Genomic DNA, 15,618 nt, shown 5'->3' on the forward strand with positions numbered 1-15,618 from the left:
AATGGCTCCACTTTCTCAGAAGTTGGAGCCTCCGGCAAACCCGGTGCGGTTCACAGCCTGCAAGCAGTTTGAGCCGGAGAGGGGAGTGGGCAAAGTCTGTGTCTTCACTTTCTGTGAGTTGTTCTGTTGCCGAGCCACCTCTTTGCGAGAGGGAGAACAAAAGAAGAACTGCTAGCCTTTTGAGGCATGAAGCCTTTGTGCAACGCGAACTGAAGAACGTCGCGAACGATGTCGCGTGCCTCGCAGTCAAGGCTCGTTCACGAGCTCAGGCACCGGACAGCCCATCTCGAAGGTGATGTCGAATAAGGCGGTTGTTCTTGTCTTTGTGAGTTGCTGACATTGACGACGGGCTTCCTGGCAGCGGCCTCGCCTTTGGCGCGTCCCCGGAAATAGGCGGCCGCCTCAACCAACTGTGCGCAGGGGGCCGGACCGGTTTCCGCGAACGGCCGTGACAACAATAATTACAGGAGCAGCGCCCAGTGCTAAATGCGCGCTTTTCGCGCGGTCTTGCGATCATCACCGGATCGCTGGTACAGCGGCTTCAGATATTGAGGTGTCATCGCGTGAAAAGAACTACCCCCAGCTTCACCGTCGAATATAAATCCGGGCGCCGCAAATCTGAACGCAAGCCGCAGTCGATATGGGGAAACCTCGATCTGAAGTCCGTGGCGCGTCAGGCGCATGATGGCGGACTTTTCTCAAGCGTCGCGCAAGAGGAAGCCTCGAGTTGCAATTCGGCCTTGGCGCAAGACAGTTTGCAGATGCCGGTGTTGACACCGGTCATCCCGCAGCCGAACAATGGATTGGTGACACAGGAGAGCCACATGCCCGACGAAATCGAGACCGTGACGGACACGGACGCGGATAAGACCGCCGACACGAATGTGAATTCGGGCACCGACGTCCATCCGGATGCAGGTGCGCCAGAGCCCGCCGCGGTAACAGCGCCGCCGGTCAAGCAGCGCAAGCCGCGGGCAAAGAAGGCGGTCAGCGCCCAAACCGACACTAATGACGCGACCGCTAGCAAGCCCAGGCGTGGCCGAAAACCCAAGTCGGCCGCTGCACCGGCTGTTGCCGAAGCTAAGGCGTCAGCCAGTGAAAAGCGCGCGACCGTCGCCGACGTCGCAGCAGTCGCGGACGCGATTGACGACATGGCGGAGCTCCTGCGGCTCGAAGACGAAAACCGCAGCCTTCGCAAACAGCTTTCTGAAAAGCTGCGCACCGAAAATGCAGATCTGCGAAAGCGCCTCAATCTCGCTTGACGGTGCAGGCAAGCGAGCCGCGACCGTTGCATCGCCGCGGTCGCGGCGGCCGCCCGGTTCGCGTTCGCTAATGTCCAAGCGGGTAGAACGCAAGGTCAATCATCATGGCATCGCTATGGAATTACGTTACCCGCCTGACGTCGAGACGGCACCAGGCTCCGCCACAGAGCCTGCCGCCCCCTGACACCGGCGGGGGAGAGGAGGCCGAGACGGCGCGCGCTGCCGAGGCGGTCACTGATCATCCAGTCTCCCTGAGCCAACCGCCGCTTGCCGGTGTGATTGCCGAAGATAGAGTCGAACCGGCCTCTGCCATCGAGCTTCCGGCGGCGTTTGTCGCGGAGCAGGCGACGGATGCTGCTTATCCCGCTGTTATCGCTTCCTTTATCGCTGGTGGAGATAGTGTCGCGGCAACGCCCGAACCTGATGCGGTTGCTGACGACGCATCATATGTGAGCCCGCCGGCACTTATCGGCGTGACAGCCGATGATATGGGCGAACCGACCATTGCCGTCGAGCGTCCCGACGGGGTTGTGGCGGAACAGGCGAGGGATGCTGCTTATTCCGCCGCTATAGCTGCCGGAGATGGTGTCGCGGCGCCGCCCGAACCCGAGGCGGCCGCGCCTGCGTCGAAAGCTCGGGCGCCAAGGCGACAGAATAACAGGACCGAGCCGGCTGCCGCTGGGCGCAAGCGTGCAAATCCCCTCCCAGTCACCCCTCGGGCCCTCAGCCTCGATGACGAGATAAAGCTGTTGCGCCGCGCACTCGTCGGCAAACTCAAGCTGCAGAATGCTCAACTCAAGGCCATGCTGGAGCGGTTTAAACCGTAGCCGGGATTTGCGGTGGCGGCCGCTGTAAACGGGCTGGCACGTGAATAATTTGTCGGCCCATCACCAGTACGATCCAGCCGTCCCGTATGCTCCCACCATCGTGAGACAAGATACTGGTACCAAGTTCCGCAGCAGGGTTGACTTATCTTGCCTGAGGCGCCGACAGGGGTCAGGGGTCACGCCCGAAGCGTCTCATGGATCCGATTGCGGCTCCAATAGCCGGCCCGTTCTCTTCTATGACAATGGTCTCGCCAGCTAACCGTCGAGTGAGCTGAGAAAAGCCCGCACGCTTGAGATGGTGCTGAAGGCGTGCCCTGATATCGCGATGTATGGGAGTAGGGGTGGGGCGAACCGGCGTGACCTGACGTCGGTCGCCGTGGCCGTACAATCGATGCCCGGGGCTCGCGCGGATGCAAAACAGTCTGCCTGCGAAGCCGTGGACTGGAATGGCGCGGCCGCCATGGCTTGCATTCTCGAGAGGGGAGGACAGAGCAATCCGGCCAGCGGTGATCTGCGCGATCTGACATGACGGGTGGAGAGAGGCGAGTTTTCCGTCGGTCCGATGCTGATGGCCTTGATGCAAAGCAATGCCGGACGCGAGGGGCGGGCAGAATGAATTCGCTGAAGCTGCGCCCATTCCACCTTTAAACGATTGTGCTGAGGAAGCCATCCAGCAGGACGTTGAACTCCTTGTGCCTTTGCCAATGGACACCATGTGCGGCATTTTCCACACGAACCGGACCGCTCTCCCAGAGGTTCGCGAATGTCAGGCTGTCGATGTAATCGAGATTGATCAGCGGGTCGTCGGCGCCGTTGACGATGGCGAGCGGAACAGGAGAGGTCTTCACGAGGGCACGCTGATCGGAATGTTTTCCGGCAAGTGCTGCATCGATCATCAACTGGCGCGAGCGCCCGTCCGTTCGTCTGACAGCGGTTTTCCAGAACGTGTCGTGGACGGCATCTGATCCGAGCGCGAGCGCGACAACCATGTCGATGTCGTGCTCACTCAGGGTTTCTTTGCCAGTGTTGGCGAATTCCGGATTGGGAAGAAAACCGAGCGCTGCACCCTCCGGACCCGGAGGGATCGGCGGTGTGCCGAATATCATTGTACCGGCGGTCTTTTCCGGGAGGAGCCTCATCAGTTCCAAGGCGACATGGCCACCTAGAGAGTGGCCGAGCAAGGCGAAACGATTGATGTTGAGCGCGTCAATCAGTTCGCAGATGGTGTCGGCGTATCCGTTGAAATTGTACGTGCGCAGCGGATCGATGGCATCAGAGGACTGCCCATGGCCGGGCAGGTCGATGGCGATGATGTGGTGTGTGCCGGCAAGGGCCTCAATCTGGAAATGGAATGTCTCCTTGCAGTGGGAATTGGCGTGGATCATCAGGACAGGAATTCCGTCCCCCGGTGTGTCGTAAACTGCGATCTGTCCATGGGATGTTTCGATCGTTTTTTCGTTCATCGTCGATGCTCCGCGTTCATTCTGACCGTGATGCCGAAGGACCTAAGCGATGTCTGTGACCACAATCCGAACCTCGCTCCATATAATCCCTCCAAGCCACAGTCCGGCGGAGACCCCCCGCGTGGAATTTCAGAAACCAGTTTTCCAGTTGTGGGGCACATGGCTCGACTTTTACCGAAGTGTTTCAGCCGCCTTTAAAGTCATGAGGTTCATAGATGGTATTATTGTCACGCGGTGATATCGATGCGTCGGATTGTTCAGAAGTCAATTTTGACCGGATTACTGTCGGTCGTGGCCTCGTTGGGTCTTTCGTTCAGCATTGTACCGTTTCTCGGAGGGCAGGTGGCGGGTGCGGGCCTGTTCATGACCATTTTTTGCCCGCTGGCCATATCGATCCCGGCCTCCGCCCTCCATTTCACCCAGTCAGAGAAAGTTCGACGGGCTGAAGCAGCCACGAAAGAGGCTTTGCAGAAGCTCGAGGATGCCTATGAGGCACTTCACCTTCAATCGCGGACCGATGGACTGACAGGAGTGCTCACGCGGAGCGCGTTTCTCGAAGACCTGAACGTCGCCAGCCAAAAGGGCGCATCCGGTGCCCTGCTGTTCCTGGACCTTGATCATTTCAAGACGATCAATGACAGCTATGGTCATGCGACCGGCGACGAAGCCCTTCGTCGTACCGGCCAGATCCTTGCCCGCTACCAAAGCCAGTCGGATTTCTCGGGACGTCTTGGAGGTGAAGAATTCGGTTTGTTTCAGAACGGTTTGACGTTCGATGCAATGCTCGCTCGTTGCGAGGAGGTTCGCGAGGACGTCGCCCGTATTGTTCTGCAAGCACCTTCTGGTTCGCAAGTGCGGATCTCTGCGAGTATAGGGGCGCTCTACTGCCCGCCTGGCTTTGATCCATCGGAGTGCCTGAAGGCAGCGGACGACAATCTCTATCGGGCGAAAGCCCTCGGCCGAAACAGGGTCGTGGCATGAGCACGGTAGCAAAGGTCCGCGTCTGGACATAGCCAACCGAGGCATCGGTGAGATATCCAAAGCGTCATCTGGATGTTGAAGGATCGGGGGCATTGCCTGATGGTTTCGCTGGCACCGTGGGCTGACACGTTCCCCGGTCATGCCTGGTGTTGTGACATCGAGACAGAGTTCACGTTCGCGAAACCCTCGGCTGAAATGGAAGTCGTTCTGCGGTTCCTCCGGCACCCAATACAATAGCTGGCGTCGCCCTTCGGGCCGGGCTGTGGGCAAAGCGGAAGCCCGCCGGCGGTCTTCCCCCTGTCGGGCATCCATCCCTGACGCGCGATGCGGCCGCGGTCTTTCCTCAAGCAAGGTGCTGTGGCTGAGCGACATGCCACTTGCGCCCAGCGGCCGCAAGGGAAGCTCCGCCGCGCCTGTTCTCCGATCGCTGCCATCCTCTCGCCGCGCCCTTGCCGCCGCCGGTCTTCGCGGCTGCCTGATCCTGCCTGTCAATCATGAGGGCGGAAAGGGAAAACGAAAATGCAAAGAGAAGATATCGAAAACCTACGGGCGCGGGTCTCCTGCGCCGTTGGACTGGAACAGGCGGGCTTTGCGCTCGACCTTAAGGAAAGCACCCGCCGTGCCGTCAAATACCGGCGCGGTGCCGAAATCATCATAGTCACCCATCAGGGCAAAGGCTGGTTCGATCCGCTTTCCGATCGCAAGGGCGACGTCTTTGCCCTGATGGGCTGGCTGCACCCGGGCGATTTCCCCTCGACGCTGGCCGCCGTCGCAGCGCTGGCCGGTATCGCCCCGGCGCATATCACCTTCTGGAGCTCGCCGCCGCTCCGGCAACCCAGGACAGATATCGCTTCAAGATGGGCGGCCCGGCCGCCGTTGCGCAAGGGGTCGCCGGCGCATGCCTATCTCTCAGGCGCGCGCGCCATTCCCGCTCCGGTGCTCGATCTTGCCCTTGCCGCCGGTCTGATCCGCCAGGGTCCGGCCGGCAGCGCCTGGTTTGCTCATCACGGCGACGATGGCGCGATCTGCGGCTGGGAGGAGCGGGGACCGTCCTGGCGCGGATATTCGAGCGGTGGCGCCAAGGTGCTGTTCCGGTTTGGAAACCCGGTCGGCCTGCGGCTCTGCATCAGCGAAGCGGCCATCGATGCGCTCAGCCTCTCGGCGCTTGAAGGTCATCGCCGCGACACGCTCTACGCCAGCACCGCCGGTGGCTGGTCGCCGGCAACAGAACGCGCCGTCGTCGCCTTGACGAAGAGGCTCGATCTGCTGGTCGCGGCCACCGACCGCAACAGCCAGGGGGAGGCCTATGCCGACACGTTGAGGCGGATTGCGGTTGACGCCGATTGCGGTTTCCAGCGCCGGTGCCCGGTCGGTAACGACTGGAACGACGATCTGACGCAGAGACGGGAATGGTAGGCTGAGGAGGGAGAAAGGGGGAGGGGAAGGGAGGGGAGGGGAGGGGACAACTGCCGCATGGGCGTTGGCCGCGTCAAGGGCAAGGCTTCGCCCGCTTGCGCGGCCCCGGACCCGGCAATCCGCCAGGCGGCGGCGGGGATAGGGTGATCAAAAGGTCCGGAGACAAGGCTCTTCGGCCCCAACCCCAGGAGAAAGCCATGACCGTTCCGACAGCACCGCGCAAGGTCTTCGAGGGCCTCGCCAGCCGCGCCGAATTCTACGCGATGATGAACCGCCATAACCAGGCGCCGTGCGGGGAGCGACGCATGAGTGGTGGTCTCTATGCCGGCGAGTGGTTCGAGATATCGGAAGCCGACCATGACCGGATGTTCGACATCCTGCCGCCCTTGTTCCTGCGCGGCGACCATTTCGCCATGCGCGAGTTCCAGGCAGCGCAGGTGACAAGCGTCTTTTTCGCGCTGAAGATCGACGACCGGTTCCGCTGGTTCCACAGCTATTGCGATCTGGCCGACGCTGCATCGATCAGCCGCATGCGCACCGAGATCGTCGCCCGCGAGTCCCGCCCCGTGCGTGCGATGAGCCGGGCCGAAAAGCTCGAGCATATCTGGAGCATAACCACGGCCGAGTTTCGCGCATATGCCGACCGGCGCTTCGTTCCAGGCTTTGTCGGCGAACGCATCGTCACGGTGTTTTGCGCCACTCGAGGCGAGCTCTGGAAACGGCTTTCCGATCTCACCGATGCCGAGATCGCCGCCAAGCTGCCTGTGCAGTTCCGCCATCTGGTCGATACCGCCGCCTGACCGGCACCAAGCTTTTCCTAACCCAATCATCACCGCATCCCCGGTGGCGATCAGCCGCCGGCAGAGTTGCGCCCCTTTTTCCCGAAAGGACTGACATCCGATGGCCCATGACGATCCCTTCACCCTCGACCTGTTTTCCACCACCGCCTTCTCGGGCGCCTTCGATCTTGGCGCCACCGCCTTGCCGTCGCCGTTCGAGGAGCATCAGAACCCGGCATTCGTGCCTCAGCCGGTTTCGAGACCAGATCCGGCACCGGTGTCGCTTCTACCAGAGCGAGCATCCGAGCGCACGCGCATGCGTGAACGCATCGACTTTCGGATGGAGGGTAACCGCCAGCTTGCCGAATCCTGGCGCGGACGCGCCGCCGACAATGTCACGGCGATCCTCACCGCCCGCGAAATCGAGCGCCAGGACCGGCCGGCCCGAAGATCCGAGCAGGAAAAGCTGATCCGCTTTACCGGCTTCGGGGCTTCCGCTCTCGCCAACGGCATGTTCCGGCGCCCGGGCGAAACCGGCTTTCGCAAAGGCTGGGAGGATCTCGGCGCGAATCTTGAGGCCGCGGTCGGCGACGCGAACTACGCCTCGCTGGCGCGCTGCACCCAGTACGCGCATTTCACGCCGGAATTCATCGTCCGCTTCATCTGGGCAGCCTTGGCGCGGATCGGTTTTGTCGGCGGCCGGGTGCTGGAACCCGGTATCGGCGTCGGTATCTTTGCGGCGCTGATGCCGGATGCTCTCTCCAAGGTGAGCCATGTCACCGGTATCGAGCTTGATCCTGTCACCGCCCGTATCGTCCGGCTGCTGCAGCCGCGTGCCAAAATCGTTTGCGGCGATTTTTCACGCACCGACCTGCCCGATCATTTCGATCTCGCCATCGGCAATCCGCCTTTCTCCGACCGCACGGTGAAGAGCGACCCCGCCTTCCGGTCTCTCGGCTTGCGGCTGCATGACTATTTCATCGCCAAGTCCATCCACCGGCTGAAGCCCGGCGGGCTTGCGGCCTTCGTCACCTCGTCCGGCACGATGGACAAGGCCGACGCCCGCGCCCGTGAACACATCGCCGGCATGGCCCATCTCGTTGCCGCGATCCGCCTTTCCGAAGGCAGTTTCCGCGCTGACGCCGGCACGGATGTTGTCGTCGATATCCTCTTCTTCCGAAAGCGCCGCGCCGACGAGCCGGCTGGAGACGACAGATGGGTCGATCTCGCGGATGTCCAGTCGGAAGGCGAGGGCGGTAGCATCCGTATCAACAGGTGGTTCGTCGATCATCCCGACATGGTGCTGGGCCGCCATGCGGTCGGTTCAGGTCCGTTCGGTGAGACCTACACCTGCCTCCCGATTGGTGATGATCTTGAAACGAACCTGAACGCCACGATCAGCCAGCTACCAGCTGATATCTATGACGGTGAGGCTTCCACAATCGACTTCGCCCTTGAGGATGAGGTGGCGGATGCGATGGCGGAGCGGCCTGATGATCCCAAGGTCCGCGAGGGCAGCTATTTCATCGGCAAGGCCACGGCGCTGATGCAGGTGGTGGACGGGGTTGCTCTCCCGGTCGAGGTCAGGAAGGGCCGCAGCAGCGACGGCATCTTTGCCAAGCATGCGCTGATCATCCGCAAGTTGATCCCGATCCGCGACGCGGTCCGGCTCATCCTCAAGCTTCAGGAGCGCGATCAGCCTTGGCAAAAAGCGCAGGTGTCGCTGCGCATCGCCTGGTCGAGTTTCGTGCGCGAATTCGGCCCAATCAACTTCATCTCCGTCTCGACATCGGAGGATCAGGAGACGGGGGAGGTCAGGGAGGTCCATCGCCGGCCAAATATCGCGCCTTTCCTCGACGATCCCGATTGCTGGCTGGTCGCCTCGATCGAGGACTACGATCTGGAGACAAACACCGCCAAACCCGGGCCGATTTTTACCGAGCGGGTGATCGCGCCGCCTCCGGCACCTATCATTACATCGGCGCTCGATGCGCTCGCAGTCGTTCTCAACGAACGCGGCCACGTCGATACCGATCATATCGCCGAGTTGCTGCATCGCGACGTAGAAGGTGTGATCGGGGAGTTGGGTGAATCCATCTTCCGCGATCCGTCCAACGGTTCCTGGCTGATGTCCGATGCCTATCTGTCCGGCGCAGTCCGCTCGAAGCTGGTAATCGCGCGGGCGGCGGCGGACCTGGATCCTGCCTTTCAGCGGAATGTCTCGGCGCTCGAACATGTCCAACCCGCCGACCTCCGTCCGTCGGATATCACCGCGCGCCTCGGTGCGCCCTGGATCCCGGCCGATGATGTTGTCGCCTTCGTCAAGCAGACCATGGAGGCGGACATCTCCATTCATCATCTGCCGGAACTGGCGACCTGGACGGTCAACGTGAGGCAGTTGGAATGGTCGGCATCCGGCACCACGGGTTGGGGCACCCACCGCCGCCATGCCGGCCAGCTTCTCTCCGACGCCCTGAACTCGTCCACCCCGCAGATCTTCGACACGGTGCGCGACGGCGAGACCGAACGTCGGGTATTGAACACGGTGGAGACGGAAGCCGCCAAGGAAAAGCTCGCCAAGATCAAGACCGCTTTCCAATCCTGGATCTGGTCGGATCCAGATCGCACCGACCGGCTGGCGCGCGTCTATAACGACACCTTCAACAATATCGCGCCGCGAGCCTTCAATGGTGATCACCTGCAACTCCCCGGCGCCTCAGGCGCCTTTTCTTTGTATAGGCATCAGAAACGCGGCATCTGGCGCGTTATTTCGGGTGGTGCGACTTATCTCGCTCATGCCGTTGGTGCCGGCAAGACGCTAACCATGGCGGCCGCCATTATGGAACAGCGTCGGCTCGGTCTGATCAACAAGGCGATGCTGGTCGTGCCCGGCCACTGCCTGGCGCAGGCTGCCCGTGAGTTCCTGGCGCTCTATCCCAATGCTCGCATTCTGGTCGCCGACGAGACCAACTTCGTCCGAGAAAAGCGTCATCGTTTCCTTTCACGGGCAGCCACCGCCAACTGGGATGCTATCATCATCACCCACTCGGCGTTCCGCTTCATATCCGTGCCATCGGCCTTTGAAGCACAGATGATCCAGGACGAATTAGAGCTTTACGAGGAGCTTCTCACCAAGGTGGAACGCGACGACCGGCTGTCGCGCAAGCGCATCGAGCGCATGAAGGAGGGCCACAAGGAACGGCTCGAAGCGCTGGCCACCCGAAAGGACGATCTGCTGACCATCTCTGAGCTTGGGATCGACCAGATCATCGTCGACGAGGCGCAGGAGTTCCGCAAACTGTCGTTCGCCACCAACATGTCGACGTTGCGCGGTGTCGATCCAAATGGCTCGCAGCGTGCCTGGGATCTGTTCGTCAAATCCCGCTTCATCGAAACGAAGAACCCCGGCAGGGCGCTGGTGCTGGCGTCGGGAACGCCGATCACCAACACGCTCGGCGAAATGTTCTCGGTACAGCGTATGATGGATCCGGCAGCATTGTCGGAGCGTGGTCTGCACGAGTTCGACGCCTGGGCCTCGACGTTCGGCGACACCTCGACCGAACTCGAACTGCAGCCGTCGGGTAAATACAAGCCGGTCACGCGTTTCAGCCAGTTCGTCAATGTGCCGGAACTGATTGCCATGTTCCGGTCGTTCGCCGACGTCGTGCTGCCGGTCGATCTCAGGACCTATGTCAAAGTGCCGGAGGTCTCCGGCGGCAAGCGCCAGATCGTTACCGCCGAGCCAACCGCTGCCTTCAAGTCCTACCAGAAACAGCTGGACGCGCGGATCAAGGCGATCGAGATGCGCGATGGGCCGGCCGAGCCCGGCGACGACATTCTGCTCTCGGTCATCACCGACGGACGCCATGCGGCGATCGATCTGCGCCTGGTCGATCAGGCGATGGGCAACGAGGCGGCCAACAAGCTGAACGCACTTGTCACGAACACCCACCGGATCTGGCAGGAAACGGGAGAGGCGGAGTATCGTCGCAAGGACGGCAAGCCGTTCGACCGGCCGGGCGCCGGCCAGCTGATCTTCTCCGATCTCGGCACGATCAATGTCGAGGCCACGCGCGGCTTTTCTGCCTACCGATGGATCCGCGATGAGCTTATCCGCCTTGGCGTGCCGGCTTCCGAAATCGCTTTCATGCAGGACTACAAGAAGTCGGATGCAAAGCAGCGGCTGTTCAACGACTTCAATGCCGGCAAGGTTCGCGTGCTGATCGGGTCCTCCGAGACGATGGGCACCGGCGTCAATGTCCAGGCACGGCTGAAGGCGCTGCATCACCTCGATGTCCCATGGCTTCCATCGCAGATCGAGCAGCGTGGGGGCCGCATTATTCGCCAAGGCAACCAGCATGACGTGGTCGATGTTTTTGCCTATGCAACACTGGGCTCGCTCGACGCCACCATGTGGCAGAACAACGAGCGGAAGGCTCGGTTCATTGCGGCGGCCCTGTCCGGCGATACCAGCGTCCGCCGACTAGAGGATATGGGCGGGGGGCAGGCAAACCAGTTTGCCATGGCCAAGGCCATCGCCTCTGGCGACGAACGCCTCATGCAGAAGGCCGGGCTGGAGGCCGAGATCGCCCGTCTCGACCGGCTGCGCGCCGCCCATATCGACGATCAGCATGCGATCCGGCGCCAGATCCGCGACGCCGAACGGGATATCGAGTTTTCCAGCTGCCGGATCGAGGATGTGGGCAAAGACATCGACCGTTTGGTCCCGACCGAGGGCGATGCATTGATGATGCAGGTCGGAAGTGCCGAATTTGACGATCGCAAGCTCGCCGGCCGGGCGCTGATGAAGGAAATCCTGACGCTGGTTCAATTGCAGCAGGAAAAAGAGGTCATCATCGCCACCATCGGCGGCTTCGATCTCGCCTATCATGGCGAGAGGTTTGGCAAGGATGGTTATCGCTATGACACCCTGCTCCAACGCACAGGTGGTGACTACGAGATCGATTTGGCCGTCACCACCACGCCGATCGGCGCGATCTCCCGGCTCGAACATGCGCTTGGCGGGTTTGAACAGGAGCGCGAGAATCATCGCAGTCGCCTCGCCGATGCGAAACGGCGTCTCGCCTCCTATACGCCGCGTTTGGGAGAGAGTTTCTCATTCGAAGCCGAACTCGAATTCAAACTGAGCCATCTGGACGACATCGAAAGGGATCTTGCGGCAACCGCCGACGGGAAGGATGATGACGACCGGAAGGTCGCGTAAACCGCGGCATATCCGATCGTCTTGATCGAGCTGGACTTTTCCCGGTCACAAGTATTGTCGCGGCCTCGTCAACGACGCGGGGTCACGGCAGTTCAGGTCGGGGCGGGATGCCGCTTGGACAGTTCGACGATCCGGCGCATGCCGTATGAGATGTGGTTGCGCTGGATGTAGCCGACTGCTCTGACGTCGCCGTGTTGGAGAGCCCTGCCGATGTCGGTTACCTCGACGATGAAATCGGAACTCTGCGCCTCGAACAGATCGTCGATGACACTGTACCAGATCCGGCATGCCTGCAGATAGTAACGTTCATGCGTATCGCGCAGGGCGTGATTGGCGATAAGTTTGCTCGTGGCCTTTTGCAGCTGGTGGTTCAACCGCCAGAAATCTGCCTTGTTGTTGTCTGCCTTTGCCTGCTTTGCGGGTCCCAGGAGGCCATCGACCGTCGCGAGCGCGAGCGGCACTTCATCATAGGCTGGAAATTCGCCAATCAGTTCGCTCAAGCGCAGACGCAACGCGAAGATATCGTCGAAGGCCGCGCGGTCGACCTGCCGGACCGTCGTTCCAACGCCGTTTCGGATCTCGGTCAGTCCATCATATTCCAACCGTTGCAGGGCCTGGCGGATCGGTGTCCGGCTCACCGAGAATTCTTCGGCAAGCTCGCTCTCGGCAAGCTTGTAACCTGGCGGATAGTGCAGCAGGCAGATGCGATCGCGTAGAATCCTGTAGATGTCGTTTGGCTGACCACGATGCGACGGGTCTGGCACGCTCGCGCCGATTTCCTGGGGCATCACGTCATTCTCCGCGGCTAGAGTGTGAACACCAAATGTTCATATCTCGTAACACTGTCAATCTACCGACATCACACCCGTTTGTCCAGAGCTGTACACAGCACAAACTTTTATCATTTCAATCGTTTTCATAAAACGACGTTGACTCCTCGCCTGTCTCGGATTTATCTTTTTGCAAAAGTCAACCGGTGCATACAGGTCAGCCATGAACAAATGCTATTCCTCCCGTACGAAGCTGCTTCAACGAACGCTCGATGAACATGATATATCCGTTGCCGTCATCGCTGATCCCGATTCTGTTGCGTATTTCGGTGGCTATTGGAACTACCTCGGCGTCGAGTTCGGACGGCCGACGCTGCTCGTCATTCCCCGGGATCGCGAGCCCATCCTCCTGACGCCCCTGATGGAATCGGAGATGTGTGCACGAATGACATGGATCGGCGACATCCGGCCCTGGAGCGATGGGGGTGACGAATGGCGCCTGCCTCTGGCGGAGATCTTGACGCAATGGCCATCTTCTTCCGTTGGCATAGAGACCAGAATAATGCCAAGCCTTGTCGCGACCTATGTGAAAACGCGTGTTCAGTCGAGCGACCTGGTCGATATCGCTCCACTCATCAGCGCACAACGAATGATCAAATCGACCGACGAGATCAGCATCATGCGCCAGGCAGGCGAGGTGGCCGCGGCGATGATGGACGCAGCGCGCCAGACGATCGCTGTCGGTGTTCCCGAGTATGAGATCACACTTGCGGCCATGGTAGCAGGAACGCGCAAGGCAGCTGAATATCTTCGCGAGCCGGACGATCGTTTCGTTTCGCCGATCATCCAGAACATCCAAATCCTTCAGTCGGGCACCGACACCTGCATGGTGCATCGGCGGACTTCCACCCGACGCCTGGAACGCGGAGACCCTGTCTATCTGTGTTTCTGTGGCATGGTGTCCTTCCGTGGATACAAACTCGGCTTCGACCGGGAGTTCTATGTCGAAGATGCCCGGGACGATCAAATTGCCGTCCATCAGGTGGCGATTGCCGCGCAACGGGCCGCACTCGCTGCCATTCGCCCCGGCGTGCGCTGCGAGGAGATCAACGCGGCGGCCGAAGCGGTCTATCTCGATGCCGGATATTCGCCGGGATATCGCACAGGCCGCTCGATCGGCCTCTCCTTGCTGGAGGCGCCGGAGATCAAACGCGGCGAGCGCATGGAACTTCGCGCCGGCATGACATTCGCGGTCGATGGCGGCCTCACCGTTCCCGGCCAGTTTGGCGGGCGTATCGGAGATTCCATCGTCGTGACGGATGATGGCTTCGACTATCTGACACAATACCCTTCCGAAATTGGCATTTTGAAATCGAGATGAGACCCCAGCCTCAAAGATCGAGATACCCATGTGATGACCCCGATCGAACCACTTTCGCGAAAAGGCGGCCTGTCTGAATCACGGCGCGACGTGGTCTACGCAAGATTGAAAGACGATCTGATCCATTACCGGTTTCGTCCCGGAGACCACCTGTCGATCTCCAGGCTCTGCGCGTCGCTGCGCGTGAGCAACACACCGGTCAGAGAGGCACTTGTCCGCCTGCATGCCGAACGGCTGGTCCGGGTCGAGCCGATACGCGGGTTTTATGCGCGCGATCTTCATCTGGAGGAGATGCAGGAGCTCCATGACCTGACCCATACGATCGTGCTGCGATGCCTGGCGACGAGCACACGGCCGTTTGCAGCGGATCAGCTTTTACGTCCAGCCGCCCTTGGATTTCAGTCTGCTGCCCGTGCGACACATGTGCTGCAAGCCAAGCCCGACGATACCGCGACGTTCATCGAGAGCCTCCTTCGCGGCATCGCGCAGATGTCAGGTAGCACTGTGCTGTTCGACATCATCGACAATATCTGCGATCGAACCCATTTCGTTCGAACATGGGAAGTCCGCGAAAGCACACGGGACTATGTGCTGTCCGAGAAGTTTCTGGCGCTTCTGGATTGCCTGGAGCGCGGCGACGGACATGGGGCTGCTGCAATCGTCACCTGTTGCTTTCACAGACAGAAAGACGATCTGCCAAATGCGGTTGCCAAGGCAATTGCTTGGATCTTCATGCACGGCTCAAACGGACGCTAGGCCAGGCGCGCAGCGATTTCGGCATGATAGGTTCGATGTGATCATCTCCAGCATCGACGCAACGAAGACAGCAATCTGTCGCTTGCAAGCACGCCTTACGGCGGATCGGCAACAGCAGGGCCGGCATTCAGCAGCCGCACGATATCCAGCAGGATCAAGCGTAATTGCGGCCAGGGGAATTCACCATTGTCGGGACCCGGCTGACCATCTGTGATCACGACATGCAGTTTGGCGGCGAGGCCGGCGACAGAGCTCGCGGGAAGGTCCAGGAGCTCGTCCGACAGTTGGGCGCTGCGATCGGCCGCCGCTTCCTCCGCTCTCTTGGCTTTGGTAAATCCGATCCGGATGTCGGCGGCATTCCATGCGGCGCGTCTCTTCCCCAGTTCGGTTTTGGCGCTCAGCCGGGCTTTCTTGTAGTGAGGACCCTTCATCCAATGATGAATTTCCTCGTCAGTCTCGGCAAAGACCGGCGCGGGGCGCTCGAGAACCTCCAGCATGACATGAGCGGGGAGGACCTCCCGCGCCATTGCCTTTTCGAGCCGTGATTGCGTGTCATTCAATTGTGTCAACCGCGCCTGCGCAGTCGCCCATTCCTGCCAGCAAAGCAGGGCAGCATCCAGTTGTGGGTCTTCGCGACTGACCTCTGATCGCGGTTTCGCGTCATAAGCGCTCAGTAATGCTACCGCGGTGGAAAGCAGATTTCGATGAGTGATTGGCGGCAAAGTTCTGTTAGTCTCAGAATCAGCCATGATCCAAGCT

The 15,618-nt window shown here is 60.6% G+C and carries 11 protein-coding genes; 8 read left to right on the forward strand and 3 right to left on the reverse strand.

Annotated elements, in window-relative coordinates; translation table 11 throughout:
• Positions 1–479 precede the first annotated feature (479 nt).
• On the forward strand, positions 480–1,262 hold the full coding sequence (locus tag C8J36_RS22730; RefSeq protein WP_132537576.1) for a transcriptional regulator: 783 nt from the start codon (positions 480–482) through the stop codon (positions 1,260–1,262).
• Positions 1,263–1,366: 104 nt separating this feature from the next.
• Complete coding sequence (locus C8J36_RS22735) at positions 1,367–2,089, forward strand: hypothetical protein (RefSeq protein ID WP_132537577.1); 723 nt, start codon at positions 1,367–1,369, stop codon at positions 2,087–2,089.
• 644 nt (positions 2,090–2,733) lie between these two features.
• On the opposite strand, the gene C8J36_RS22745 is transcribed toward C8J36_RS22735, so the two are convergent.
• Positions 2,734–3,552: an alpha/beta hydrolase gene (locus tag C8J36_RS22745; RefSeq protein ID WP_132537579.1), complete on the reverse strand. Its 819-nt coding sequence runs from the start codon at positions 3,550–3,552 to the stop codon at positions 2,734–2,736.
• Between the two features lie 243 nt (positions 3,553–3,795).
• Between C8J36_RS22745 and C8J36_RS22750 the strand changes: the two genes are divergently transcribed.
• The 4 genes from C8J36_RS22750 to C8J36_RS22765 all read left to right on the forward strand — a co-directional run bounded on the left by C8J36_RS22750 (position 3,796) and on the right by C8J36_RS22765 (position 11,952).
• A complete protein-coding gene (locus C8J36_RS22750) occupies positions 3,796–4,533 on the forward strand; it encodes a GGDEF domain-containing protein (protein WP_132537580.1) in 738 nt (245 codons plus the stop codon).
• Positions 4,534–5,052: 519 nt separating this feature from the next.
• The gene (locus C8J36_RS22755) at positions 5,053–5,949 is read left to right on the forward strand and encodes a DUF3991 and TOPRIM domain-containing protein (RefSeq protein ID WP_132537581.1); all 897 of its coding nucleotides are present in this window, start codon (positions 5,053–5,055) and stop codon (positions 5,947–5,949) included.
• A gap of 197 nt (positions 5,950–6,146) precedes the next feature.
• Positions 6,147–6,749: a DUF1419 domain-containing protein gene (locus C8J36_RS22760; RefSeq protein ID WP_132537582.1), complete on the forward strand. Its 603-nt coding sequence runs from the start codon at positions 6,147–6,149 to the stop codon at positions 6,747–6,749.
• A gap of 100 nt (positions 6,750–6,849) precedes the next feature.
• Positions 6,850–11,952 carry a helicase-related protein gene (locus C8J36_RS22765; RefSeq protein WP_132537583.1) on the forward strand — a complete coding sequence of 1,701 codons (5,103 nt, stop codon included), beginning with the start codon at positions 6,850–6,852 and terminating at the stop codon, positions 11,950–11,952.
• 92 nt (positions 11,953–12,044) lie between these two features.
• Here C8J36_RS22765 and C8J36_RS22770 read toward each other — a convergent pair whose 3' ends face one another.
• A complete protein-coding gene (locus tag C8J36_RS22770) occupies positions 12,045–12,740 on the reverse strand; it encodes a GntR family transcriptional regulator (RefSeq protein ID WP_132537584.1) in 696 nt (231 codons plus the stop codon).
• Between the two features lie 205 nt (positions 12,741–12,945).
• Here C8J36_RS22770 and C8J36_RS22775 point away from each other — a divergent pair, with 205 nt between their 5' ends.
• Both C8J36_RS22775 and C8J36_RS22780 read left to right on the forward strand, forming a co-directional pair.
• On the forward strand, positions 12,946–14,103 hold the full coding sequence (locus C8J36_RS22775) for a Xaa-Pro peptidase family protein (protein ID WP_132537585.1): 1,158 nt from the start codon (positions 12,946–12,948) through the stop codon (positions 14,101–14,103).
• A gap of 33 nt (positions 14,104–14,136) precedes the next feature.
• Positions 14,137–14,859, forward strand: coding sequence for a GntR family transcriptional regulator (locus C8J36_RS22780; protein WP_132537586.1), 723 nt, complete (start codon positions 14,137–14,139; stop codon positions 14,857–14,859).
• Between the two features lie 95 nt (positions 14,860–14,954).
• On the opposite strand, the gene C8J36_RS22785 is transcribed toward C8J36_RS22780, so the two are convergent.
• Positions 14,955–15,608 (reverse strand): hypothetical protein, encoded by a 654-nt coding sequence (locus C8J36_RS22785; RefSeq protein WP_132537587.1) that lies wholly within the window; start codon positions 15,606–15,608, stop codon positions 14,955–14,957.
• Between the last annotated feature and the right edge of the window lie 10 nt (positions 15,609–15,618).

Source organism: Rhizobium sp. PP-F2F-G48, from assembly GCF_004342335.1.
GTDB lineage: Bacteria > Pseudomonadota > Alphaproteobacteria > Rhizobiales > Rhizobiaceae > Ferranicluibacter.